Origin of the sequence: Streptomyces sp. NPDC086989 (assembly GCF_044745505.1) — a bacterium.
Classification (GTDB): Bacteria; Actinomycetota; Actinomycetes; order Streptomycetales; family Streptomycetaceae; genus Streptomyces.
In genome coordinates, this window is sequence record NZ_JBIVAL010000018.1 from 121,339 (window position 1) to 142,522 (window position 21,184).

The window sequence follows — 21,184 nt, forward strand, 5'->3', positions numbered from 1 at the left end:
CCTGTGCCGCATCCCCCGCGGAGTTCCGGCAGCCCAGCGCCGGACGTACGCTGCGATCGTGACTCCTCCCCCTCATAAATGAGGGGGCTTCTCGCTATGCCGGTGCGGCTTCGCGACGGACCAGCCCGGCCCGTAGAACGTTGAGTGCCCCGACGTGGTCGGCGTGTGCCTGGTGGTCGCACGAGACGCAGTGGAACTTCTCCTGTGTGGGCCGGTTCTCCGCGCTGACGTGCCCGCATTCGGGGCAGGTCCGCGAGGTATTGCGGGGGTCCACTGCGATCACGGTCCGTCCGGCGCTTTCAGCCTTGGCGTGCAGAATCGTCAGGAACACCCCCCATCCGGCATCCGAGATCGAACGGTTCAGGCCCGACTTCGCAGCGGCCCCGTTGGGCAGGAAGGCGGCCGACGTCTCGGGGTCGGGCTTGGGCGCGGCCGTCTTGACCATGTTGCGGATCTTGAGATCCTCGTGCGCTATCAGGTCGTGGTCACGGACCAGTCCGAGCGCAGTCTTGTGCGCGTGGTCGAGGCGCTGGCGGCGGACCTTGCGGTGCAGGTCGGCACGCGCTGGACGGCCCGCTGGTGGTTTCCGGTTCGCTTGTCGCGGCGGACGCGCCCGAACCGGGACAGCTTCTGCTGGGCGGCTTCGAGCTTGGCGGCGGCCTTCCGGGCGTGGCGCGGGTTGGCGACGTGCTCATCGTTGGAGGTGGTCAGGAACGAGACGATTCCCATGTCGATGCCGACCACGCTGCCTGTCGCCGGAAGCGGTTCAGGCTGGGCCTGTTTGGCGGTCAGCACCACGTACCAGCGCTTGCCTTCACGCTTGACCGACACGGTCTTGACCTTGCCGACCACGGGCCGGTGCTGGTTGACCTTGACATGTCCGACACCCTGGAAGCGGACGCGGGTGACGGGGTCCTGCGGGGTGGAGTTCCAGCGGCATCCGTCGCCGTCCTTGGGGAATTCCACGGTGTCGAACCAGTTGGCCCCACGGAAGCGCGGGTAGCCCGGTGCGTCCCCGGACTTGATCCGCCGGAAGAACGCGGCGAACGCCTTGTCCAGCCGGCGGAGCGTCGCCTGCTGCGAGGAGAATGACCAACGCCCCTGACGCTCCGGATCGAACGCCCGGATCTCCTTGAGCTGAGCGGACTGCATCCCGTACTTCACGGACGTCTTCGACACGTGCCGGTAGGCGTCACGCCGTTCCTGCAGCGCACCGTTGTAGAGCGAGCAGTGATCCCGCAGCATCTCGCCGAGCGCGATCGCCTGGCCCACGGTGGGCCGCATGAGGAACTTGTACGCGCGGATCACCCGGCCCACCTCCTTTCAGTCAAGTTCGATTGAACATACTATAGTTGGCGTATGTCGCCACGCTGGGCACCAAATCCCGATGTACGTACGGGCCGTCACGTCACATACAACCTGCATGCTCATTTGGTGTTCGTCACGAAGTACCGGCGCAGTGTGTTCGATGACGACATGCTGAAACGCTGCGAAGAGGTCATGCGCGAGGTCTGCGGCAAGTTCGAGACCGAGCTGAGCGAGTTCAACGGCGAGGCCGACCACGTGCATCTGCTCGTGCACTACCCGCCGAAGATCGCCTTGTCGAAGCTGATCAACTCACTCAAGGGAGTCTCGTCCCGGTACCTGCGGGCCGAGTACACCGGCCGGATCAACCGCATCGGCGTGGGTTCGGTCTTCTGGTCCCGCTCGTACTTCGCAGGCTCATGTGGCGGCGCACCACTGACCATGATCCGTCAGTACATCGAGGGCCAGGCACGTCCGATCTGACCGTCACGGCGGAGGCGTAGTGAGCTCCGGCTCTTCGCGCCTCCGCCCCAAGGATGCATTCCCTCCCCGGCTAAAGCCGGGGATACCCTGCAAGATCAGGGATGGATGACCCCGTGCTGACCGCCCGCGAACTCGTGCAGGAACGTTTCCCCGCCGCACGCCCACGTCCGATCTGGGCATCGTGGTGCTGCTGGACGGGCCGCCCGCCCCCAGCCGGGAGAACCTGGTGTACCGCGGCTGGCCGGTGGAGCTGTTCGTGCAGACGGAGGCCGTCTGGCACGGCTTCGCCGACCAGGAGACCGCGAAGCGGAATTCACCGCTGCTCGCCATGTGCGCCGAGGGCATGCTGCTGGTGGACACGGACGGGCTCGGCGCTTCGCTCCAGGACGAGGCGCGCAAGCGTTGGGCGGCGGGCCCGCCGCCGCTCTCGGACCGGGAGCGCGACCATCAACGGTACGTCCTGACCGACCTGCTCGACGACCTGCGCGGCTGCACGGACCCCGCAGAGCGGGCGTACCTGGTCTCGCACATGCTCCAGCGCGCCTCGGAGCTGGCCCTCCAGGTCGGCGGGCACTGGCTCGGCGGAGGCAAATGGCTCTCGCGGCGGCTGGCCGCGGCCGACCCCGGGGTGCACCGCGCGTTGTCCGAAGCGGCCGGGCGGGCGCTCGCCGCCGGGGAGACGAAGGACTTCTCCGCGGCGGTGATACGGGTGCTGGACCTGGCCGGCGGTCCGCTGTGGGACGGATACGCCATCCCGTGAACCGGAAGACGTGCGCAGCCGGCCGGGCCGCCCCGGGAGGCGGCCCGGCCGGCTGCCGCACGGCGTGACCCCGCGGATCAGGGGCAGCCGGTGGTGATGTTGATGGAGACGACGGCGGAGCCGAGGCCGAAGCTCTGACCCGGGCGGATCTGGTCGGTGTAGCCGCTGGCGTACTGCAGGTACGCGCAGTCGTCGTGGCGGGCGTTGGTGACCCAGCGGGCGGTGCGGGTCTTGGCGCTGGTGGTCTGCCAGCCCGTGTCCTTGTACATCGTCAGGATGTTCTCGCTGGAGTCCTGGAAGCACACGTACGGCCACGGGCACGTCTGGGCGGCCGCGGCCGGGGACGCGGTGGCTGCGCTCAGGCCGGTGGCCGCGAGGACGCCGGTCAGTGCGACGGAGGCGAACTTCAGTCTCTTGAACATGATGGATCTGCCTAAGTTCAGGTGGAGTGGGTCGAGTCGGCGCCACGCGTCAGGCGCGACGGACAGGTCAGTCGAAGTCGCCGGGGAGGTAGTTCCAGCAGTAGCCGCGGCCCGACAGCGAAGAGCCGTTGTAGCCCTGGTCGCCCAACGTAAGCAGGCGCGAGCCGGTGGCCGGACCGACGACGCCGTCCTGGTCGACGCGGACCATCTTCTGGAACCAGCGGACGTTGGCATCCGTCTTGGGCCCCCACGCGCGGTCCTCGGCGAGGGTGCGGTAGGGCGGAGGCGTCGTGATGGTGCCCTGGGCGTAGAGCTGGTTCACGAGGAAGTTGATGTTGTGCTGCACGCACCACACTCCGTTGCCGGAGGTCGTGTAGCCGTATCCCAGATAGGGGGCACCCGGGGCGGCGCTCGCGGCGCTCGCCGTACCCAGCACCACGGCCCCCGCCGCCGCGAGAGCGGCGGCGTTCCTGACAAGCCTGGTCCCGATGGACATGAAGGACAATCTCCTTAGCTACGCGCCCTATTCAGGTCACGTGGCCTGATTGTATAGGTCTCCAGTTCGACGGGGCGCAGCCCTTGACGGCTGCTCAGGAGCGCGCTGCGAAAGACGACTCGTGGTGCGGTGCGCATGGCTGTCGGCGCCGCCAAGTAAGGTTCAGTTAACGTGTGCGCACCTTACGGGAGGATCTGGATGGACGCCGGACTCGTACGTTCGTGGGTGGAGGGCTGGGTCGTCTCACGGGGAGCCGCGCCGCCGGTCGCCGAGCCCTGGGGCTTCACCGTCGACGTGGGCCTGAGCGGCCACGTCACCCGGCACGTGCTCGCCGACGCCGACGAGGCGCTGGTCCGCAAGCTGACGGAGACGGCCACCGCCCCGGGCACCTGGCTCAAGGTCTTCCTCCCGCCGCAGACCGTCGCCCCGTGGGTGGCGCCCGGCTGGGGCTTCGACGACGACGGCTTCCTGATGTCCGCGCCGCTGCGACCGACCGCCGCGACGGCCCCCGAGGGGTACCGGGTGCGCACCTGGACGCGGGGCGGTGTCACGCGGGTGCTCGTCGCGACTCGGGACGGCGCGTTGGCCGCCCGGGGGCAGGTCGCCGTGCCGGGCCCCGGGGGGACCGCCGTCTTCGACCAGGTCGAGACCTCCGCGGCGCACCGCCGCAAGGGCCTCGGCCGCCTGGTCATGCGGACGTTGGGGAATGCCGCCGCCACCACGGGCTCCCCGGCCGCCGTACTGGCCGCGACGACCGAGGGACGGGCGCTGTACGAGTCCCTGGGCTGGCGCACCCACGGCCCGCTGACCAGCCTTTCCCGCGAAGATCCGGCACGGCCGCCGGGGACTTGAGCCGTGCAGCCGCGGAGCTGATCCGCGTGGCGCCCGGCTTCCGTCCGCCTGCCGACGGAGGTCGGGCCGTTCCGCCGGAACACCGCGCCGGCCGGATATCGAATGCATGTCGGCCGTGTCCCATGTCCTTGCCGGGGTAGTCGAAGTCATCGACGATGCTCGCAGGCTCCCCCGGCCGGGACGTCTTCGGGCGGCCCGGCCGGGGCATCGCAGAACTGAGGAAGCATGAAGAGACACCGTGTGGTGAAGGCGTTCCCCATACCGGCGGCGGCGTCGGCGCTCCTGCCGGTCCTCGTGGTGGCCGGGCTGCTGCTGGGCCCTGCGGCGACCGCCGCGGCGGCCGAGCCCGTCGTCCGGCAGGCGCCGTCGACGGCGGCGCTCGCGCCGGGCGGACTTCCCGCGGCGGGTACCGGCTCGGCAACGCTCTCCGCGGCGTCGGTGTCGTCCCCGGTACAGGTCGTCACCGGAAACAAGAAGCCCAAGAAGAAGAGCAAGAAGAAGAGCGGCGGGTTCATCAAGACGCTCGTGATCATCGCGATCGTCGTCGTCCTGCTGATCGTGGTCGCCTACGCTGTCGTCCGTCTCCTCCGCCGCAGGTCCGCGTAGCCGTGTGAGCGACGGAGGCCGTACGGGCGAACGGCCGCCCCGGTCCTGGCGTGAAACCCCGGGCTACTCCGCCGGGTCCGCGAGTTCGCCCAGGACCCGGGCGGCTGCCGCCGGGGCGACCAGCCACTTCAGGTGGCTGCCGTCGAGGGTGCGGACGTCATAGGGGTTGTCCGGCGTCAGCGCATCGCCCTCGCGGATCAGCCGGTCCTGCATGGCGGGCGGCAGGCTCGTGTCGTCGGCCAGGCGGACGTAGGTCTTCGGGATACGGCCCCAGGTCTCGGCCCGGGCCCGGTCTGCGGAGGTGCCGACGTCGAGGTTCTCGTCGGGCTGGAAGGTGTTCAGGAAGGTCAGGAACTCCTCGTCGGTGCCATCGGCGAGGAAGGCCGCCTTGAAGGCCGCGAGGGCGTCCTGGTTCGCGGTGCGGAAGTTGACCCGGAGCAGACCGAGTTCGGCCGGGTCCCCGGCCAGCGCCAGCCCCAGGGAGGCGGCGTCGACGGTGGCCATCTCCGGCTCGCCGTAGTAGTCGTTGACGTCGAGATCGACCGGGCACCAGGCCGATACGTACACGATGCGGTCGATCAGGTCCGGGCGTATGTTCGCCGCCGCGGTGGCCGTGATGCCGCCGCGGCTGTGGGAGACGAGGATCACCGGCCCGTTCCGCTTGGCCCGTTCGAGAATCCCGATCAGGTGCGCGGCGTTGTCGGCGAGCGTGACGCCCTTGATGGTGCCGGGCGTGGTGGCGAGACCTTCGGCATCCTGCGGCGCCTGGTAGGCGCGCGTGAAGGTGGCCCCGAAACCGTGGCCGGGCAGGTCGACGGCCACCGAACGGTGCCCGAGGAGCCCGAGCTCGGCCTGGAGCGGTGCGAAGGAGAAGGAGTTCGAGAAGGCTCCGTGAACCAGTACGAACGTCGGCTGCGTGGGTGGCATGGGGCTGCTCGCCTTCCGGGGTGCTGGGGCATCAGACCTGATGATCATCAATGTTCGATGACACGGGGCTCCAATCACAACCGAACACCGAACACCGAACACCGAAACGCAGCGGTTCGGGCCCCCGCGAACGCGCGGCCGCTTCGTGGCCGGGCGATGTCCGGCAGCCGGCCGGGTGAGCGCACCCGGTCCTGCCGGCGCGTCCGGGTCCCGATCCCGGGCCCGGCCGTTACGCCCCCAGGGGCTTGGCGTGTGTGACCGGCGCCTCGGGCTGCGGCCGTTCGGCGGCCCGGTCGTGGCGTCGTGCCCAGCGGACCACGAGGGGGGCGGCCAGGCCCGTGAGGGCGAACAGGGCTCCCACGACGTACCAGCCGGGGCGGCCCCAGGTGATGCACAGGGAGATGAGCAGGGCCGGGCCGGCGGCCTCGGCCAGGCCGGCGCCGAGGCCGAAGACGCCGAGGTACTGGCCGGTGGCCTGCCGGGGCGCAAGGGCGAAGGAGATCTCGAACCCCGCGGCCGCATGCCACAGTTCACCGATCGTGTGCACGGCGACTGCGGCCAGCAGGAGGGCCGCCGCGGCCCAGCCGGGGATGCCCTGGGTCAGCGAGATCAGCACGCACGCCAGGAGGAAGGCGAATCCGGAGCGGCGGTAGGCGAGGGCGCCGGCCGTGGGGGTGTCGATGCTGCGGCTCGCCCGCATCTGACAGGTGACCACGACGACGGTGTTCAGCAGCATGGTGCCCGAGATCAGCCAGTGCGGGGCCGTGGTGGCTGCGATCAGCCAGAGCGGGACGGCGACGGTCAGCACCTTGAACTGGATGGCCATGATGCCGTCCAGGACGGTGAGCGCGAGGTACGGCCGGTCCCGTAGTGCGATCCAGCGGGGGCCGTCCGCGGCCGGCTCGGGCTTGACCGGCCGCAGGCGGAGCACGATCAGCGCGGAGGCCGCGAAGGCGATCGCGTTCCCGATGACCATGAGCTGGTAGGCGCTGTGGGTGCCGACCTGCACGGCCCACCCTGCCAGCACGGCGCCCAGCGAGATGCCGATGTTGGTCACCGCGCGCAGATAGGCGCGGAACTCCTGGGGCCGGTCCCCGCCGTGGTGACGGATGATCGGGCTGCGCGCGGCGAGACCGGCGCCCTTCGCGCCGGTGGCCGCGCACACCGCGACGACGAACGGCCAGAAGCTGTCCGCCAGCATGAAACCGGCCGTCGCCAGGGCCTGTACGACGAGGGTGCCGGCGTACACCCCGCGTGCACCGCGCCGGTCCGCGAGGTGGCCCACGGCGATCCCCACCGCGAGCGAGAGGATGCCGGCGATCCCGAGGCCGAGACCGACCTGGGCTGCCGGCAGGTGGACCGCCTGGGTGAAGTAGAGCACTCCCGCGGTCAGATAGAGGCCGCTGCCGACGGTGTAGACGAAGTTCGAGGCGGCGATGGTGCGCTGTGGCCCGGGGGCCGGTAACAGGTGGGACATGGGGGTGCTCCGCATCCTGGGGAGGCGCCAAGCGTAGGGCTTATTGCGAACTACTTGCAATAAGCCCTTGGGGGTTGGTCCTCCCGGAGCGCCCGCAGTACCCCGCGTACCACGTCGCGCAGCCACCGGTGTGCGCCGTCGGCGCCGCCGCGACCGGCTACGCCCGCGCCTACGGCCTGGAGACGGTGGCCACGCTCGCCACCTGATGCCCCTCCCCGACCGGGCGGTGCCGCCGCCCACCGGCGGGGGCTCCGGCCGACTTGCACCCGTCAGCGGCAAGTCGGGTGCAAGTCGGCTGCAACCGGGGTTCACAGACTGGGTGTCATGACTTCGAGCAACACTTCCGACTCCACCGTCCACCCCTACACCCGCGAGATGGCGATGATCCACCAGGTGTTCCGCCGTGAATCGCGCCTGCTGGCCGAACTCGTCCAGGACGTGAAACCGGCCGACACCGACCGGTCCCGGATCCTCGCCGAGCACTGGCGGCAGTACTCCATCGGCCTGCACGCCCACCACACCGGCGAGGACGAGATGCTCTGGCCGGTGCTGCTGCCCCACCTGGACCTCGACGCCGAGCAGGTCCTCGCGATGGAGGCGCAGCACCGCGAACTCGACGAGGGGATCGCCGAGGTCCAGCGGCTGATGGACCGCTGGCAGGCGCAGGCCCTGGCCGAGGACCGCGACGAGCTCGCCGACGCGCTGCGCCGGCACCACCGGCAGCTGTGCGCCCACCTCGACGAGGAGGAGCGGGAGGTGATGCCCCTGGTCGCGCTCCACGTGAACGAGGAGCAGTGGCACGCGGTGGGCGAGCGGGGCCTGGCCGAGACGCCCCGGAACCGGCTCATGATCGCCCTGGGCGCCATCCTGGAGGACACCTCGCTGCAGGAGCGTGCGGAGTTCATGGCCCGGCTGCCCCTCCCGGCCCGGGTGCTGTGGCGGCTCCTGGGGCAGCGGCAGTACCGCCGTGAGACCGACCGGATCCGCGGTGGCCGGCGTGCCACGGCCTGACCAGCCGCCGTCGGCGTCGGCGTTGCCGTCGGCGCCCCCGTCGCCGCCGCCGTCGTCGGCACCCCCGTCGCCGCCGCCGTCCGCGTGGGCGTCGGCGTCGGCGTCGGCGTTCCCGTCGTCGTTCCGTCCCGTACCAGCGAGGAAGTCCCACCGATGCGCATCGGATTCTCCGTCCCGCAGTTCGGCCCCTTCGCCGACCCCGACCGCACCGCCACGATGTGCACCGCACTCGAAGCCCTGGGGTGTCACAGCCTCTGGGTGGCCGACCGGCTCCTGGCACCGGTCGTTCCCGCCGAGGGATATCCCGGCGGGAAGCCGATGCCCCTCCGCTACGGCACCCACCTCGACCCGTTGCTCGCCCTGGGCGTGGCGGCCGGGGCCACCGAACGGGTCCGCCTCGGCAGCAGTACGCTCAACGCCCTGTGGCAGCCGCCCCTCGTGCTCGCCCGGGCGCTGACCACCCTCGACCTGATCAGCCACGGCCGTCTGGACGTGGGCATCGGGCTGGGCTGGATGCGCGAGGAGTACGCGGCCGCGGGGGTGCCCTGGCAGGGGCGCGGCGCGCGGCTGGAGGAGACCCTCGACGTCCTCGACGCCGTGTGGCGCTCCGAGCAGGTCGTCCACACCGGTCCGCTGTGGACGATCGCCGAGTCGACCGTACTGCCCAAGCCCCTCCAGAGCCCGGGGCCGCCGGTCCTGCTGGGCGGTTTCACCCCGCACGCCCTGGAACGCGTGGGCAGGCGTGCGGACGGCTGGCTCGCCGCGTCGATGCCGCTGCCCTATCTCGTCGGGCTCTGGGACGTCGCGACCGAGGCGGCCGAGCGGGCGGGGCGGGACCCGGCCGCGCTGCGCCGGGTGTTCCGCGTGAACCCGGACGTCACCACGGCCGAGACCGACCCGGCGGAGGCCCACCACCGCGGGACCGTGCGCCAGATCTGCGACCACCTCAAGGTGATGTGCTCGGCGGGGACCGACGAGGTGCTCGTGGACCTCCAGCTGACGACGGACTCGCCCGAGGAGTACCTCGACGTCGCGGCGCAGTTCATGGCCGAACTGGCCGAACCGGCCTAGGCCCTGTCGTCAAACTCCCGTCGTCGCCCGGAGGGCGGCCTCGCGGCGTCTGGTGCGTGCTCTCGGCGCGCCGGGCGGAAGACCGCGTACTGGACGTACTTGGCTTTCGCCCGGTGCGGCGAGAGCGCGTGCCAGGCGTCGCGGGGCAGACGGCAGTTTGACGACAGGGCCTAGAGGCCCACGACCGGCCGGGGGGTGGCGTTGCGCCGCACGGGTGGTCATGTGCACGGCAGAAACGATCTTGCATGTGCCGATGTCATAGTCCGGGATGGGCGGTGGGACGGTGGGGGCACCCCGCCGGAACCGCCGGCGGCGAGAGAGCGGAGTGAGCCATGAGCAGCACCAAGGGACTGCCGCCGGGCGTCGTCGAGATCACCCCCGAGGGATCGCCGTGCCCGCCGAAGACGCTGGGCCTGTGGCGCCATTACAACTGCGGCGGCGAGGGGTACGGCATCGGGGCCGGATTCGACGTCGACCTCAGCATGTTGCCCCTCCACGACGGCGGGAACATGTCCAAGAACGTGTCGTCCTGGGTGAACAACACGGACAGCGACGCGAAACTGATCAGCAGGAGCGGCACGCGGATCCTGCGGGCCGGCGACAAGCTGGAAGAGCCCAAGCAGCACAACGACACCGTGGAGCAGGTCAGCTGGGAACTCTGACCCGGCCGACAGACCCCCCGTCGGACCCGGCCGGCCGGCCCGCCGGCTGACCCGCTCGGCTGACCCGCTCGGCTGACCCGGGGCTCGAACGGCGGCCGGCCTACGCGGGCGCCGGTGGCAGGGCGGCCAGGCCGGACTGCGCGGCGTCCGCCCAGAGGGGTGAGTCCCAGGCGGCCGCCACCCGCACGGCTTCGAGGTAGTGGTTCCTGGCCTGTTCGGGGCGGTCCAGGAACCGGGCCAGTTCGCCGAGGGTCTGCGCGACGGGCCGCAGGACGAGGCTGAGGCTGCTCGCTCCACCCGCCAGCCCCTGCAGGGGCAGCAGGTCCTCGTACACCTCCGCGGCCGCAATCCCGTCGCGGAAGGCGATGGCGGCCATGCCGCGCAGCCCGGCCAGGACGGGGTAGGCGAAGTCCCGCCGCAGGGGCACGCGCTGCGCGAAGATCTCCCGGGCCTCTTCGGGGCGGCCGGCGGCCAGCAGCGCGAGGGCGGCGAGGGCTTCGTTGTGCGGCTTGTACTGCTCCCACACCGCGAGCAGTACGGGCAGCATCTCGGCGAGCCGGCCCTGCTGCAGGCGGATGCAGCCGACGCTCAGGGCGGCCAGCCCGCTGAGGTCCACCGCCCCGCGCGCCCGGAGCTCCGCCACCGCGGTCCCCAGGGCCTGCTCCGCTTCGTCGAAACGGCCCTGTGCCATGGCGAGCATGGGGTGGCGCAGCCTGGCCACCGCGAACGCGCCCTGGAGCTCGTACCTGCGGGCGATGCCGTCGGCTCGTAGGAGGCACCGCTCCATCTCCGCAGGGTCGTTGCGCCCGGCGGCGATCCGGGCGGCGACGTATGCGCTCATCCAGGAGTACTCGGGGCTGTCCTGGGCTTCGGCCACCTCGGCGAGTTCCCGGTGGAGCTCCTGGTAGGCGGCGGGTTCGAGTTCACCGTCGACCTTGCGCAGCAGCGACGTGAGGGTCAGGCCCAGCAGCCGGGGCTCGCCCACGGTCCGGGCGAGTTCCACGGCCCGGCGCGCCTCGGCGACGGCGCGGGGATCGGTGTCGTCGAGCGCGTCGGACAGCTGATCGAGGAGCAGGCACCGCTGTCGGTCGGTCAGCTCCGGGTCCTCGAGCAGCTTCCCGAGCTCCTCGACGGCCTCGGGATCGGAGGCCGCGTACGGGCGCACGCGCCAGGGCGTCGGCTCGGTCCACGTCGTGTAGGCGGCGGTCAGCAGGTCGGCCCGGCCCTCCGCGCGGGCCACCCGCACGGCCTGTTCCTGGGCCTCGCGGGCGGGTACCACGGCCCCCATCCGGATCCGGCAGTCCACCAGCTGCCCCAGCAGCATCACCCGCAGCAGGGCCGCATCCTGGTCGGCGAAGGCGGCCGGATGGTCGGTGAGGAGGCCGAGGGCCGCGTTCAGCAGGGCCTCGGCGTTCTGCGGGGCGTAGCGGCGCACCGCCTGCTCGCACGCCAGCCTGGCGTGCCGGACCGCCGGCGCGGCGTCGGCGGTCACGACCGCGGCCGCCTGCAGGAGGTGGTGGGCGGTCGCGGCGACGTCGTCCGAGCCGAGGGCGATCAGTCCCCTGCCCAGGCGGGAGTGCATCCGGGCCAGCCGCAGGCGCGTGAGGTCGCCCTCCAGGGCGTCCCGTACGAGGGCGTGGGTGAAGCGGACCGTGCCCGGACGCGGCTCGGTGAGCAGCCCGGCGGTGACGCCCGCGTCCAGGGCGTCGAGGAGCTGGTCGGTGTCGCTGTCCGCGGCGTGGACGAGGAGGGCGACCGGAGCCTCGCGCCCGGCGACGGCCGCCAGCCGCAGCCCGGCCGTGACGGTCGGCGCGAGCAGGGCCAGCCGTCGCCGCAGTACGTCCTGGACGCCCTGCGGGACGCGGGCGAGGGCCTGTTGCTCTCCCTCGCCGGCCAGCAGGAGCGAGCTCTCCCGGAGGTGGAAGGGATTGCCGCCGGCCCGGTCGGCCAGGGCCGTCGCCGCGTGCTCGCTCATGGCGGCCACCCCGCGCCGCAACAGCTCCTTCGCCTGGGTGACGGTCAGCCCGCCGAGCGCCAGCCGTACGGGCGAGCAGGCGGCCAGACGTCCCAGCGCACCGGTGAGATCGCCCTCGCCGGTGCGGTACGAGCCCACCAGCAGCAGCGGTACGTCGCGCAGCTGCTCCGCGCAGATCAGGAACAGCTCGATGCTCTCCTGGTCACCGCGGTGCAGATCGTCCAGCACGATCGCGAGCGGCCGCCGCAGTGCCGTGTCGCGGAGCCAGCCGAGCAGCGCCCTGTGCAGGTGGAAGCGCCGGGCCGGGCTGCCGTCCGGCGGCCCCGCGTCCCGCGCGGTGCCTGGGGCCAGGAGCGGAGCGAGCTCATCGGCGTACGGGCCCGGCGGGGCGGCCTCCGCCAGGCTCGGCAGCATGTCGAACCAGGCCCAGCCGGGCGGGGCGCCGTCGGTCTCCGGGCACTGCCCGGTCCCGACCAGCCAGCCCTGATCGGGCAGTTGACGGACGGCGGCCTCCAGGAGGCTCGACTTTCCGATGCCCGCCTCACCGGAGATCAGGACCACCTGCGCCCGGCCGCTCCGGGCCCGGTCCGCGGCAGCGGCGAGCGCGGCAAGGTCCTCGTCGCGGCCCAGGAGCCGGTCCGCCGTCAGCGACGTCGGCGTGGCGTCGGCGGCAGGGGCACCCGGCACCTGCGCCCGGTCCCGCAGGGGCGCCGCGGCGGTCGGGGCGAGGACCGCGCCGGGAGGGCGGGGGGTGCCGGTGGGTGTGCCGGGGGTGCCGGTGGGTGTCCCCGGGGCGGTCGCGGATGCCCCCGCAGTGGTTGCGGAAGTCCCGGGGGTGATGGGTGTCCCCGGGGTGGTGGCGGATGCCCCCGGGGTGGTGGCGGATGCCCCCGGGGTGATCGCGGAAGCCCCCGAGGTGGTGGCGGGTGTCTCCGCGGTGGTGGCGAGTGTTCCCGCGGTGGTGGCGGGTGTCCCGGGCGTCGTCCCGGTCGCCCGGTGGAGGACGTCCAGACGCTGGTGCAGCAGGGCCTGTTCCAGCTCCAGCAGGGTGGGCCCGGGCTCGACGCCGAGTTCCTCGCCGAGGACGTTCCGGGCCTGCCGCAGCGCGGCCAGGGCGTCTCCTTGACGGTCGCGGGCCCACAGGGCCAGGGCCAGCAGTCGCCAGCCCTCCTCGTGCAGCGGCTGTTCCCGGGTCAGCGCGCCCGCGTCGGCGAGGGCCTGGGCAACCTCCCCGCCGGCCAGCCGTGCCGCGGCGAGCCGCTCGCGGGCGGTGCGGTGCAACTCCTCCAGGCGGGCGCGCTCGCCGTCGGTCCGCTGCTCGTCCGAGAACTCGGCGTACGGCTGCCCGCCCCAGGACGCGAGCGCCTCGGCCAGACGCTGCGCGACGACCCGGGCCGGCAGCTCCGGCGCGGAGCAGGCCGTCACCCGTCCCTCGAACACCCAGGCATCCACCGCGTCGGGCTCCAGGGCGAGGGCGTAGCCGTAGGGCGCGCTGATCAGCAGCCGCGCGGGCGTGCGTGGCGCGCGTTCCGGTTCGAGGACGCGCCGCAGGCGCGCGATGTAGGCGTGGAGGGACGCCTGCGCGCTCGACGGGACACGGGTCGGCCACAACCGTTCGATGATCCGCTCCGTGGGCACGACCGCCCCTCGGGCGAGCAGCAGTTGGACCAGCACCATCCGTGCGAGCCGGCCGCCCGCATCGACCGGGCGACCGTCGACCTCGACCCGGAACGAGCCGAGCACCTTCATTGTGACCATGACAAGCACCATCGTAAGCGGCACACCGCGGCCCGCTGCTCTTGCCGGCCGGGTGGTCGAGCCGACGCGCCGTCGGCGGTGCCCACCCCCACGGAGACGGCGACCGGCAGGGCGAGCGCGACCGGCAGGGCGCGTACACACGTCGGATGTCGGATGTCGCGTGGCGATCAAATCCAGACATGCTCCGCGGCCCGCGCCGTTGGTGGCACGGTCCGGTTCGAGGGACGGGACGCGACTCGGAACGTCCACGGGACGTGCCCGGGACACCGTGGGACGGGTGCGGGACCCCCCGGGACGGGCCGGGCGCGAGGAGGTCCGGGGGTGGCGACGGGCCCCTCCGACCGGCCTGCGGCCTTACACCGCACCCCTCTCGCCGCCCTTCCCGGGATGCAGGACGCCCTCGGGACACTGCGCCGGAGGCGGAATCGGGGGTGGCCGGATCACGACTAGGTTTCTCGCCACCGGACGGCAACACGCCGACCACTCACATCCGTTCGCATCCGATCGCCTCAGCTCGCATCGGACCGCACCTCGGGGGTCGACCACCCATGAAGCTCAAGCGCACGCTCGCCACCATCGGCGCCACCGCCGCGATGACCGCCGGCCTGATCGGCTTCGGCACGACCGCGCACGCGGCCATCGCCGGCTGCACCGACTACGCGATCTACTACAGCGGCCCCGCCAACGCCTGGTACACGAAGGTCCCCACGATCGGCTCCCAGGGCACCAACTTCTGCACCCTGCGATCCGGCGCCAGCGGAATGCAGGTGTACTACCTCCAGGACACCCTGAACTACTGCTACGGCCAGGACCTCGGCGAGATCGACGGCAAGTTCGGCCCGAAGACGGCGGCCGCCCTCGCCCGCGTCCAGAAGAGCCTGGGCCTCGACCCCGACGGCGTCTACGGCCCGCAGACCCGCGACAAGCTGAAGTGGCACTGGATGACCCTGAACGCCAACAACACCTGCAACACCCTGTACGGCGCCGGCGCGCACTGACGCCCCTGCCCCGCTGTCCCCACGGGAGCCCGACGCGTCCGCCGTCGGGCTCCGCCGTGTCCCCGGGGCCCCTTCGGTGTGCCGACGCTCCTACCGGATGACCCGATCGCGCTCTACGCCGACGCCGGACCGGTACCGGCGCCGCCCCTGTCGGAGCTGGAGAGGTCCCGGGTCATTCGGTACCGAACGTAACCCGGCTCAGCCGCACCGGCCTCGATGCGGTTCTCGTCGAGTCCGTTGACGAGCCGCAGCCGGTCCCCGGCGAAGGCGAATTCCACCGCCACCGTCCCGGCCGCCAGGTCACGGTCCGTCGGCCGCCACTCGAGGAGCGCGACCTCGTCCAGTTCCAGGCCGAGGAACGGCTCGATGTGCTCGTCGCCGTTCGACCACCGGGGCGTCGGCTCCACCTCCTCCCACCCGGTGATGGGCGCCGCCGTGTCGATCGTGTCCCAGCCGATCGAGAGCTCGTCGAACTTCCAGTGGCACACCTCCACCTGTATGCCGTCGAAGTCCAGTACCACCGGGCAGTCGGCGTACCAGTCCCCGTCGGCGAAACGCACCAGGGCGAAGCCCGTCAACCGCCTGCCGGCGAGGGCCGCCAGGCGCGCTCCGTGCGCCTGCCGGACCGCCTCGATCCCCACCAGGAAGGACGGCTCGAAACCTGAGATCCCCATGTCCACAGCATCGGAGTCTGCCTGCGTACGGCCGACTGCCCAAAACGTGGCCTGTCGTGTCCGCCCGGCCCGCAGCAGCCGCCCCAGCGGCTCCGGATCTTCGTCGTCCCGACCAGGTCGCCCGGACTCAACAGCAGGTCCACCCCCGGCCCGTGCCCTGCCCGGGCCATGCCGAAGCCCTTGGGGAGCGCACCCCAGGTGGTGAGTCCCGGCTCGGCACGCTACCCGGCGCCGCGGCCACCGCGTTCGGGGGCCCTACCATCGGCTCATGCCCCCTACGCCGTCACGGGTTGAACTGTGCCCGCTCACCCTCGCCGACCAGGACGAGTTCTGCTCGCTGGTGAGGGCCAGCGCCGAGCTCCATTCCCCGTGGATGCAGCTGCCCGCGACCGCGCAGGAGTTCCAGGGCTGGATGAGCCGCTTCGGCGACGGCACCAACCTGGGCTTCCTGATCCGCGTCCTGGAGACCGGCGCGGCTGCCGGCATGGTCAACATCAACTCGATCATCCGTGGCCGCTACCAGGGCGCGTCCCTCGGTTATGCGGCCTTCACCCCGTCAGTGGGGCGGGGTTACATGGCAGAAGGGCTCACCGTCGCGCTGCGGCACGCCTTCGGCGACCTGCGGCTCCACAGGCTGGAGGCGAACATCCAGCCGGGGAACAGGGCGTCTTTGGCCTTGGTGCAACGCCTGGGGTTCCGCTACGAAGGCATCTCGCACGCCTATCTCTACATCGACGGAGCCTGGCGCGACCACGAGCGGTGGTCCCTCACCGCACCCCCTTCCTGGACGCCCGATCCCTCGCTGCCCGAGGTCTAGGCCCTGTCGTACGGCGGTGGCCTGGCGGAGGGTTACTTGGATTCGACCCGCCCCACCGGGGCGGCTCCGCTCGTCAGGGCCGCGCACGCGGTCTGCCACGCGGGGGAGCCGGGGTGGAGCCGGGTGTGGAGGTAGGCCGCGGTGAGCCGGGCCAGGGCGGCGACCCGTTCGGGGTTCTCGTCCGTGGTCTCGGCGGCGTCGTATCCGGCGATCCCGCCGAGTCCGTGCTCCGCCTCGAACAGGGTGAGCAGGGTCTTGGGGGCCGGGGCGAGGGTGTAGGGGTCGGCGTGCCAGTCCGGTCCCATGTCCGTGAAGTGCCGGGGGTCGTCCTGGTCGCCGACGACGACCAGTGCGGGTGTGGTCATCGTCGAGAAGTCGACGGCCCCGATGATCGGCCACTGCTCGGCCATGGGCCCGTTGAAGACCTCGCCGCCCCGCCCGGGCGCGGCGAGCAGCACGCCCGCCTTGATCCGGGGGTCGGCGAGGTGCACCACGTCCCCGGTGTCGGGGTCCTTGAGGCCGGCGCCCAGCAGCAGAGCGGCGGTGAAGCCGCCGAGGGAGTGGCCGGCGAGGGCGATTTTGGCGGGGTCGATGCGTCCCGCGAGCTGCGGCACGGCCTTCTCGATCTCGTCGAGCCGGTCGAGGACGTGGGTCATGTCCTCGGCGCGCGAGCGCCAGAAGTCGGGGGCGCCGGGTGCGTCGGCGACCAGGTGGCTCAGCGTCCGGGACGTGAGGTGGGTGGGCTGGACGACGGCGAAGCCGCGGGCCGCCCAGAAGTCGGCGAGCGGCGCGTATCCGTGGAGTGAGGAGAGGTGGTGCGAGGGGCCGTGGCCGTGGGAGAGGAGGATGACGGGGAGACCGGTTCCCGTCGCCGGTACGGAGACGCGTACCTGGAGGTCCACGGGACGGCCGGGTACGGAGAGGACCACGGGGCTGAAGGACAGGACGGGGACGGGACTGCTCAAGGTGTCGGCGCCGGTGGTGGGATCGGTGGTGGGGTCAGTGGTGGCATCGGCGCCGGTGGTGGCGCGGGTGGTGGCAGTGGAGGTGCTCACGGTAGGTGTTCCCTTTCGGTGGCACCTGCTGTCCGCCCTGTCTCCTGCGACGGGCGGACGGACAGGTGGAGAGGGTCAGGAGCGGCCGTTTCAGCCGCTTCAGCGTTGCCGCTAAACTGAAGCGGAGCGCCGCTCCATTTAGTATCCGGAGCACCGCTCCGTTTTGTCAATCGACGTGGAAGGACCATGCGATGGCCGCCGAGAGCCCCACAGGGCAGCAGTCGCCGTCCCGAGGAAAGCGGGCCGACGCCCAGCGCAACCGGCAGACGGTGCTGGATGCCGCCGCCGAGGTGTTCGCCACCTCCGGCGTCGATGCACCGATCCGCCAGATCGCCGCCGCGGCGGGCGTCGGGATGGCCACGATCTACCGCCACTTCCCGACCAGGGCGGATCTCGTCACCGCCGTCTACCGCCACCAGATCGAGGGGTGCGCCGAGGCGGGCCCGAACCTGCTGGCCGACGCCGGTTCCCCGTTCGACGCGCTGTGCCGCTGGATCGACCTGTTCGTCGACTTCCTGGTCACCAAGCACGGACTGGCCGACGCCCTGCAGTCCGACAGCGACCGCTTCGCCGCGCTGCACGCCTACTTCCTCGACCGCCTGCTGCCCGTCTGCGCCCGGCTGCTCGACGCCGCGGTCGACGCCGGGGACATCAGGCCCGGCACACAGCCCTACGAGCTGATGCGCGGCATCGGCAATCTCTGCATCGGCCGCGACGACGACCCCCGCTACGACCCCCGCCGACTGATCGCCCTCCTCCTCCAGGGGCTCAAGGAGCCTCACGCGTCCTGACGGGCAGTGGGGCGAGGCGAGGCCGCTCCGTTCCTTGGTGACGTTCTGTCGGAAACCGCATGGTTCCGGTGGAAGTAGGCTCTGGCGTCAACAAGACTTCAGACACGAGGAGTTGAACCTGATGAGCGACGACTCGGTGCGGATCGGTTCCAGGGCGAGCAAGCTCGCGAGAGCACAGGTCGCGGAGTGGCTGGGGCCGGTCGCCGAGCAGTTCCCCGGCGTCCGGTTCAAGCGGGAGACCATCCTCGAAGGCGGGGACCAGGACCGCAGCACGCCCACCCTCGCCGAGGTGGCGAAGACCGCCGGCGGGTCCGCGTTCTCCACGAACCAGGAAGAGGCCCTGGTCACGGGGAGGGTCGATGTGGTCGTGCACTCCCTCAAGGACCTCCCCACCACGGTCCGCGAAGGGACGACCCTGCTGGTCACCCCCGGTCCCCGCCAGGACGTCCGGGACGTACTGTGCGGGGCCACCCTCCAGGGCCTCCCCCGGGGCGCCCGCGTCGGCACCGGGGCCCCGCGCCGCGTCGCCCAGCTCCTCGCGCTCCGCCCGGACCTGGACGTCATCCCGATCCGCGGGAACGTGCCGGGGCGGCTCGCCCGCACCACCAAGGGCGGCCCCGACGCCGTCGTGCTCGCGGCAGCAGGGTTGAGCCGGCTGGACCTGATGCCGGAGGTCCACGAAATCCTGGACCCGGCCGTCTTTCCCCCCTCCCCCGGACAGGGTGCACTCGGCATTCAGGTCCGCACCGGCTCCGCGGCTGCCCGGCTCCTGGCCGGCACCGGTGATCCGCAGGTCGACGCTTGCGTACGCGCCGAACGCGCCCTGCTGGCCGAGCTGCACGGTGGCTGTTCCGTCCCCGTCGGGGCCTGGGCGCGGATCGGCCAGGACGGCATGCTGCACCTGTCCGCCGCCGTGACCTCCCTGAACGGCGCCCAACAGGTCACGGCTGCGGGGAGCGGGCCGGTGGACGCGCCGGAGAAGCTGGGTGCCTGCGTCGCCGCCGATCTCCTCGACCAGGGCGCGGCCGGCATCCTGGCGGAGATCAGGAAGCCCTGAACGCCCGAGGGGCGGCCGCGAGCCCCCTCCCTCGCCGGCGCGGGAGAGCGCCTCAGTGGCCGTCGCGGACCACCGCCAACCCGCCGACCCGGGTCGTGATGCCCGCCGGCCCGCGTCGGGCCGAAGCGAGCACGCTGGCCGGCCGGCCGAGCGTGTCGCCCTGCTCCACCTCGATCGCGACCGTCTGCGCCCCTGTCGTGTCGAGCAGGTGGGCGGCCAGGCAGCCGGTGCTGTTGGCGTTGGCGACGTCCTCGTCGACACCGATCGCCGGCGCGAACATCCGCGCCGCGCCCGGTCGGTCGTCCACCGGGGGTACGTACACGAAACAGCCGAGGAGCCCGTACCGCCGGCACGCCTCTGTCAGCCTGCCCAGGTGTGGGCGGACCCGGAGCAGTGCCGACCGGTCGTGGACCGGTACCAGCATGCGGGGTGCGCCGGGCGCGGCGATCCGTGGCGCGTCGGCCGGATGCGCATCGTCCGCGGTGAGCCCGAGCGCGGCGACGATCGCGGCGCGCTCCTCCGGTGCCGGGTGACGCAGCGCGACGAGGCCCTGGTCGAACCACACCTCGATGCCGGCGGGGCGGCGGATCGCGACGGTGTCGAACGTGCGGCCGCCGGTGTGCTGGCGGTCTTTCAGCTCACCGAGCGCGGTGCGGGCCAACCGGACGGCCTGCGCCGCAACGGTGCCGTGGCCGCAGCCGGACAGTTCGGCGGCGGCGGTGAAGAACCGGACCGGCCGGCCACCGTCCGGCGCCCGCCCCGGGCCGATGAACGCCGCGTGCGAGGTGCCGGCCGCAGCGGCGACCGCACGCCGGTCCGCGTCCGTCGCCGCCGGGTCTTCGTCGGTGACGGCCGTGGGGCTACCGCCCCGGCCGTCGCGCCGCACGCACGCATCGACCACCGTCACATCCGGCCAGGACATCGGCCCCCCTTCGACGCTCGACGAACCGGCAACCGCGAACGGCATCCGCCGCTGGCCGGACCTGGCCGCAACGGCCGACCGAACGCGTCCCGGAGCGTACCGGCCCGCCTCAGCCGGTGCCTTCCTGAACCGGATAGTGGATGACGACCGCACCGCCGGTGGCGTAGTTGGCGACATCGGCGGCCACCCGCCGGCCGTGCGGCGACGCCCGCGCCGCGGCCATGGCGGCGGCGTCAGCGAAGTCACCTTCGAAGACCGCGAAATACGGCGCTTCTCCCTCGGTCGCCGCCACGTCGAAGCTGTAGCGCCACGCAAGCAGGCCGGGCCAGTTCCTGACCAGCGGAAGGTGGTTGCTCACGTAGTAGTCGCGGAAGTGGTCGGGGTCGGCGGGCTCGGAATACAGGACAACCAACCTATGCATGGCGATCTCCGTCCCAGTTCGTTTCGAAATAAGAAACGTACGGGTTGATGCTAGTGTTTCGAATAAAGAAACACAAGGAGGGACATGCCGACGCCACGCCCAGGAACACCGGTTCGTGGATCAACGACCGGCCGTCCCCTCATGGCCGCGATGGACCTGTTCGGCCGTCGGTGGGCGCTGCGCATTCTCTGGGAGCTGCGTGCGGGTCCGCTCGGAGCCCGCGCGCTGCTGGCACGGTGCGAAGGGCTGTCATCCAGCGTCCTCTACCAGCGGCTCCGCGAACTCACATCGAGCGGGATCGTCGCGTCCTCGACCGATGGCTACGAGCTCACCCGGCTGGGCACCGCACTCGGTCACGCCCTCCGTCCGCTCGACGAATGGGCGACCACCTGGGCGCAGGAGCAAGAACACGACGATCAGGAGCCCACGCAGACGTGAGGATCCGCCCGGCGCTTCACCGCATGGGCCCCCGCGGGGCCGAGAGCGGCAGCGACCGCCGCTTCCCCATCCGCTGCGGTGATGTCCTGGCCCTCACCGTCAGTCGTGGCCGCCTAAGAACTCCTAACGAAATAATCTTCAAGATGGTTGGATCACTCCGGGACGGATTATCCGGGGGTGCGGGGTGGCGCGGCCGAAGCCATGGG

Annotated in this window: 22 protein-coding genes and 1 pseudogene; 13 read left to right on the forward strand and 10 right to left on the reverse strand. The window is 72.0% G+C overall.

Features of this window, described 5'->3' with window-relative positions:
- Positions 1-94: 94 nt before the first annotated feature.
- Positions 95-1,308 (reverse strand): annotated as a pseudogene (locus ACIPK4_RS33655) (RNA-guided endonuclease InsQ/TnpB family protein).
- A gap of 51 nt (positions 1,309-1,359) precedes the next feature.
- Here ACIPK4_RS33655 and tnpA point away from each other — a divergent pair.
- Both tnpA and ACIPK4_RS33665 read left to right on the forward strand, forming a co-directional pair.
- Positions 1,360-1,788, forward strand: a complete 429-nt coding sequence (tnpA, locus tag ACIPK4_RS33660) for an IS200/IS605 family transposase (RefSeq protein WP_402319962.1) — start codon at positions 1,360-1,362, stop codon at positions 1,786-1,788.
- A 181-nt stretch (positions 1,789-1,969) separates the two neighbouring features.
- Complete coding sequence (locus tag ACIPK4_RS33665) at positions 1,970-2,548, forward strand: nucleotidyltransferase domain-containing protein (protein ID WP_402319965.1); 579 nt, start codon at positions 1,970-1,972, stop codon at positions 2,546-2,548.
- A 77-nt stretch (positions 2,549-2,625) separates the two neighbouring features.
- Here the strand turns inward: ACIPK4_RS33665 and ACIPK4_RS33670 are convergent, their stop codons facing one another.
- A complete protein-coding gene (locus ACIPK4_RS33670) occupies positions 2,626-2,970 on the reverse strand; it encodes a hypothetical protein (RefSeq protein ID WP_402319967.1) in 345 nt (114 codons plus the stop codon).
- A 67-nt stretch (positions 2,971-3,037) separates the two neighbouring features.
- Positions 3,038-3,466, reverse strand: a complete 429-nt coding sequence (locus ACIPK4_RS33675; protein WP_402319969.1) for a peptidoglycan-binding protein — start codon at positions 3,464-3,466, stop codon at positions 3,038-3,040.
- Positions 3,467-3,664: 198 nt separating this feature from the next.
- Between ACIPK4_RS33675 and ACIPK4_RS33680 the strand changes: the two genes are divergently transcribed.
- Entirely contained in the window at positions 3,665-4,318 is a 654-nt protein-coding gene (locus tag ACIPK4_RS33680) for a GNAT family N-acetyltransferase (RefSeq protein ID WP_402319972.1), read from the forward strand.
- Positions 4,319-4,543: 225 nt separating this feature from the next.
- On the forward strand, positions 4,544-4,924 hold the full coding sequence (locus ACIPK4_RS33685) for a hypothetical protein (RefSeq protein WP_402319975.1): 381 nt from the start codon (positions 4,544-4,546) through the stop codon (positions 4,922-4,924).
- 63 nt (positions 4,925-4,987) lie between these two features.
- On the opposite strand, the gene ACIPK4_RS33690 is transcribed toward ACIPK4_RS33685, so the two are convergent.
- Entirely contained in the window at positions 4,988-5,851 is an 864-nt protein-coding gene (locus tag ACIPK4_RS33690; protein WP_402319978.1) for an alpha/beta hydrolase, read from the reverse strand.
- A gap of 229 nt (positions 5,852-6,080) precedes the next feature.
- Positions 6,081-7,328 carry an MFS transporter gene (locus ACIPK4_RS33695; RefSeq protein WP_402319981.1) on the reverse strand — a complete coding sequence of 416 codons (1,248 nt, stop codon included), beginning with the start codon at positions 7,326-7,328 and terminating at the stop codon, positions 6,081-6,083.
- Between the two features lie 74 nt (positions 7,329-7,402).
- Here ACIPK4_RS33695 and ACIPK4_RS33700 point away from each other — a divergent pair, with 74 nt between their 5' ends.
- The 4 genes from ACIPK4_RS33700 to ACIPK4_RS33715 all read left to right on the forward strand — a co-directional run bounded on the left by ACIPK4_RS33700 (position 7,403) and on the right by ACIPK4_RS33715 (position 10,072).
- Positions 7,403-7,534 carry a hypothetical protein gene (locus tag ACIPK4_RS33700; RefSeq protein WP_402319984.1) on the forward strand — a complete coding sequence of 44 codons (132 nt, stop codon included), beginning with the start codon at positions 7,403-7,405 and terminating at the stop codon, positions 7,532-7,534.
- Positions 7,535-7,652: 118 nt separating this feature from the next.
- Positions 7,653-8,339: a hemerythrin domain-containing protein gene (locus ACIPK4_RS33705; RefSeq protein WP_402319987.1), complete on the forward strand. Its 687-nt coding sequence runs from the start codon at positions 7,653-7,655 to the stop codon at positions 8,337-8,339.
- 153 nt (positions 8,340-8,492) lie between these two features.
- Positions 8,493-9,410: a TIGR03619 family F420-dependent LLM class oxidoreductase gene (locus ACIPK4_RS33710; protein WP_402319990.1), complete on the forward strand. Its 918-nt coding sequence runs from the start codon at positions 8,493-8,495 to the stop codon at positions 9,408-9,410.
- 332 nt (positions 9,411-9,742) lie between these two features.
- Positions 9,743-10,072 (forward strand): peptidase inhibitor family I36 protein, encoded by a 330-nt coding sequence (locus ACIPK4_RS33715; protein WP_054223870.1) that lies wholly within the window; start codon positions 9,743-9,745, stop codon positions 10,070-10,072.
- A gap of 100 nt (positions 10,073-10,172) precedes the next feature.
- Here ACIPK4_RS33715 and ACIPK4_RS33720 read toward each other — a convergent pair whose 3' ends face one another.
- Positions 10,173-13,805: an AAA family ATPase gene (locus ACIPK4_RS33720; RefSeq protein ID WP_402319993.1), complete on the reverse strand. Its 3,633-nt coding sequence runs from the start codon at positions 13,803-13,805 to the stop codon at positions 10,173-10,175.
- A gap of 548 nt (positions 13,806-14,353) precedes the next feature.
- On the opposite strand from ACIPK4_RS33720, the gene ACIPK4_RS33725 reads away from it, so the two are divergent.
- Positions 14,354-14,803 (forward strand): peptidoglycan-binding protein, encoded by a 450-nt coding sequence (locus tag ACIPK4_RS33725; RefSeq protein WP_402319996.1) that lies wholly within the window; start codon positions 14,354-14,356, stop codon positions 14,801-14,803.
- Between the two features lie 113 nt (positions 14,804-14,916).
- On the opposite strand, the gene ACIPK4_RS33730 is transcribed toward ACIPK4_RS33725, so the two are convergent.
- A complete protein-coding gene (locus tag ACIPK4_RS33730) occupies positions 14,917-15,477 on the reverse strand; it encodes a hypothetical protein (protein WP_402319999.1) in 561 nt (186 codons plus the stop codon).
- Positions 15,478-15,745: 268 nt separating this feature from the next.
- On the opposite strand from ACIPK4_RS33730, the gene ACIPK4_RS33735 reads away from it, so the two are divergent.
- The gene (locus tag ACIPK4_RS33735; protein WP_402320002.1) at positions 15,746-16,294 is read left to right on the forward strand and encodes a GNAT family N-acetyltransferase; all 549 of its coding nucleotides are present in this window, start codon (positions 15,746-15,748) and stop codon (positions 16,292-16,294) included.
- A 32-nt stretch (positions 16,295-16,326) separates the two neighbouring features.
- On the opposite strand, the gene ACIPK4_RS33740 is transcribed toward ACIPK4_RS33735, so the two are convergent.
- Positions 16,327-17,259 (reverse strand): alpha/beta hydrolase family protein, encoded by a 933-nt coding sequence (locus ACIPK4_RS33740; RefSeq protein WP_402320023.1) that lies wholly within the window; start codon positions 17,257-17,259, stop codon positions 16,327-16,329.
- Positions 17,260-17,540: 281 nt separating this feature from the next.
- Between ACIPK4_RS33740 and ACIPK4_RS33745 the strand changes: the two genes are divergently transcribed.
- Positions 17,541-18,140 carry a TetR/AcrR family transcriptional regulator gene (locus tag ACIPK4_RS33745; RefSeq protein WP_402320005.1) on the forward strand — a complete coding sequence of 200 codons (600 nt, stop codon included), beginning with the start codon at positions 17,541-17,543 and terminating at the stop codon, positions 18,138-18,140.
- 121 nt (positions 18,141-18,261) lie between these two features.
- Positions 18,262-19,197 carry a hydroxymethylbilane synthase gene (hemC, locus tag ACIPK4_RS33750; protein WP_402320008.1) on the forward strand — a complete coding sequence of 312 codons (936 nt, stop codon included), beginning with the start codon at positions 18,262-18,264 and terminating at the stop codon, positions 19,195-19,197.
- Positions 19,198-19,249: 52 nt separating this feature from the next.
- Here the strand turns inward: hemC and ACIPK4_RS33755 are convergent, their stop codons facing one another.
- Positions 19,250-20,119, reverse strand: coding sequence for a PhzF family phenazine biosynthesis protein (locus tag ACIPK4_RS33755; protein WP_402320011.1), 870 nt, complete (start codon positions 20,117-20,119; stop codon positions 19,250-19,252).
- 109 nt (positions 20,120-20,228) lie between these two features.
- Positions 20,229-20,540 carry an EthD family reductase gene (locus ACIPK4_RS33760; RefSeq protein ID WP_402320014.1) on the reverse strand — a complete coding sequence of 104 codons (312 nt, stop codon included), beginning with the start codon at positions 20,538-20,540 and terminating at the stop codon, positions 20,229-20,231.
- A 141-nt stretch (positions 20,541-20,681) separates the two neighbouring features.
- Here ACIPK4_RS33760 and ACIPK4_RS33765 point away from each other — a divergent pair, with 141 nt between their 5' ends.
- The gene (locus ACIPK4_RS33765) at positions 20,682-20,978 is read left to right on the forward strand and encodes a winged helix-turn-helix transcriptional regulator (protein ID WP_402320017.1); all 297 of its coding nucleotides are present in this window, start codon (positions 20,682-20,684) and stop codon (positions 20,976-20,978) included.
- Positions 20,979-21,184 lie beyond the last annotated feature (206 nt).

What these genes read in the sequence shown, in the direction of transcription:
- ACIPK4_RS33745 (WP_402320005.1), top strand. Translation starts at nt 17,541, where the DNA reads ATGGCCGCCGAGAGCCCCACAGGGCAGCAGTCGCCGTCCCGAGGAAAG.
- ACIPK4_RS33685 (WP_402319975.1), top strand. Translation starts at nt 4,544, where the DNA reads ATGAAGAGACACCGTGTGGTGAAGGCGTTCCCCATACCGGCGGCGGCG.
- tnpA (WP_402319962.1), top strand. Translation starts at nt 1,360, where the DNA reads ATGTCGCCACGCTGGGCACCAAATCCCGATGTACGTACGGGCCGTCAC.
- ACIPK4_RS33735 (WP_402320002.1), top strand. Translation starts at nt 15,746, where the DNA reads ATGCCCCCTACGCCGTCACGGGTTGAACTGTGCCCGCTCACCCTCGCC.
- ACIPK4_RS33705 (WP_402319987.1), top strand. Translation starts at nt 7,653, where the DNA reads ATGACTTCGAGCAACACTTCCGACTCCACCGTCCACCCCTACACCCGC.
- ACIPK4_RS33675 (WP_402319969.1), bottom strand. Translation starts at nt 3,466, where the DNA reads ATGTCCATCGGGACCAGGCTTGTCAGGAACGCCGCCGCTCTCGCGGCG.
- ACIPK4_RS33720 (WP_402319993.1), bottom strand. Translation starts at nt 13,805, where the DNA reads ATGGTCACAATGAAGGTGCTCGGCTCGTTCCGGGTCGAGGTCGACGGT.
- ACIPK4_RS33765 (WP_402320017.1), top strand. Translation starts at nt 20,682, where the DNA reads ATGGCCGCGATGGACCTGTTCGGCCGTCGGTGGGCGCTGCGCATTCTC.
- ACIPK4_RS33755 (WP_402320011.1), bottom strand. Translation starts at nt 20,119, where the DNA reads ATGTCCTGGCCGGATGTGACGGTGGTCGATGCGTGCGTGCGGCGCGAC.
- ACIPK4_RS33710 (WP_402319990.1), top strand. Translation starts at nt 8,493, where the DNA reads ATGCGCATCGGATTCTCCGTCCCGCAGTTCGGCCCCTTCGCCGACCCC.
- ACIPK4_RS33725 (WP_402319996.1), top strand. Translation starts at nt 14,354, where the DNA reads ATGAAGCTCAAGCGCACGCTCGCCACCATCGGCGCCACCGCCGCGATG.
- ACIPK4_RS33730 (WP_402319999.1), bottom strand. Translation starts at nt 15,477, where the DNA reads ATGGGGATCTCAGGTTTCGAGCCGTCCTTCCTGGTGGGGATCGAGGCG.
- ACIPK4_RS33670 (WP_402319967.1), bottom strand. Translation starts at nt 2,970, where the DNA reads ATGTTCAAGAGACTGAAGTTCGCCTCCGTCGCACTGACCGGCGTCCTC.
- ACIPK4_RS33680 (WP_402319972.1), top strand. Translation starts at nt 3,665, where the DNA reads ATGGACGCCGGACTCGTACGTTCGTGGGTGGAGGGCTGGGTCGTCTCA.
- ACIPK4_RS33715 (WP_054223870.1), top strand. Translation starts at nt 9,743, where the DNA reads ATGAGCAGCACCAAGGGACTGCCGCCGGGCGTCGTCGAGATCACCCCC.
- ACIPK4_RS33695 (WP_402319981.1), bottom strand. Translation starts at nt 7,328, where the DNA reads ATGTCCCACCTGTTACCGGCCCCCGGGCCACAGCGCACCATCGCCGCC.
- hemC (WP_402320008.1), top strand. Translation starts at nt 18,262, where the DNA reads ATGAGCGACGACTCGGTGCGGATCGGTTCCAGGGCGAGCAAGCTCGCG.
- ACIPK4_RS33690 (WP_402319978.1), bottom strand. Translation starts at nt 5,851, where the DNA reads ATGCCACCCACGCAGCCGACGTTCGTACTGGTTCACGGAGCCTTCTCG.
- ACIPK4_RS33760 (WP_402320014.1), bottom strand. Translation starts at nt 20,540, where the DNA reads ATGCATAGGTTGGTTGTCCTGTATTCCGAGCCCGCCGACCCCGACCAC.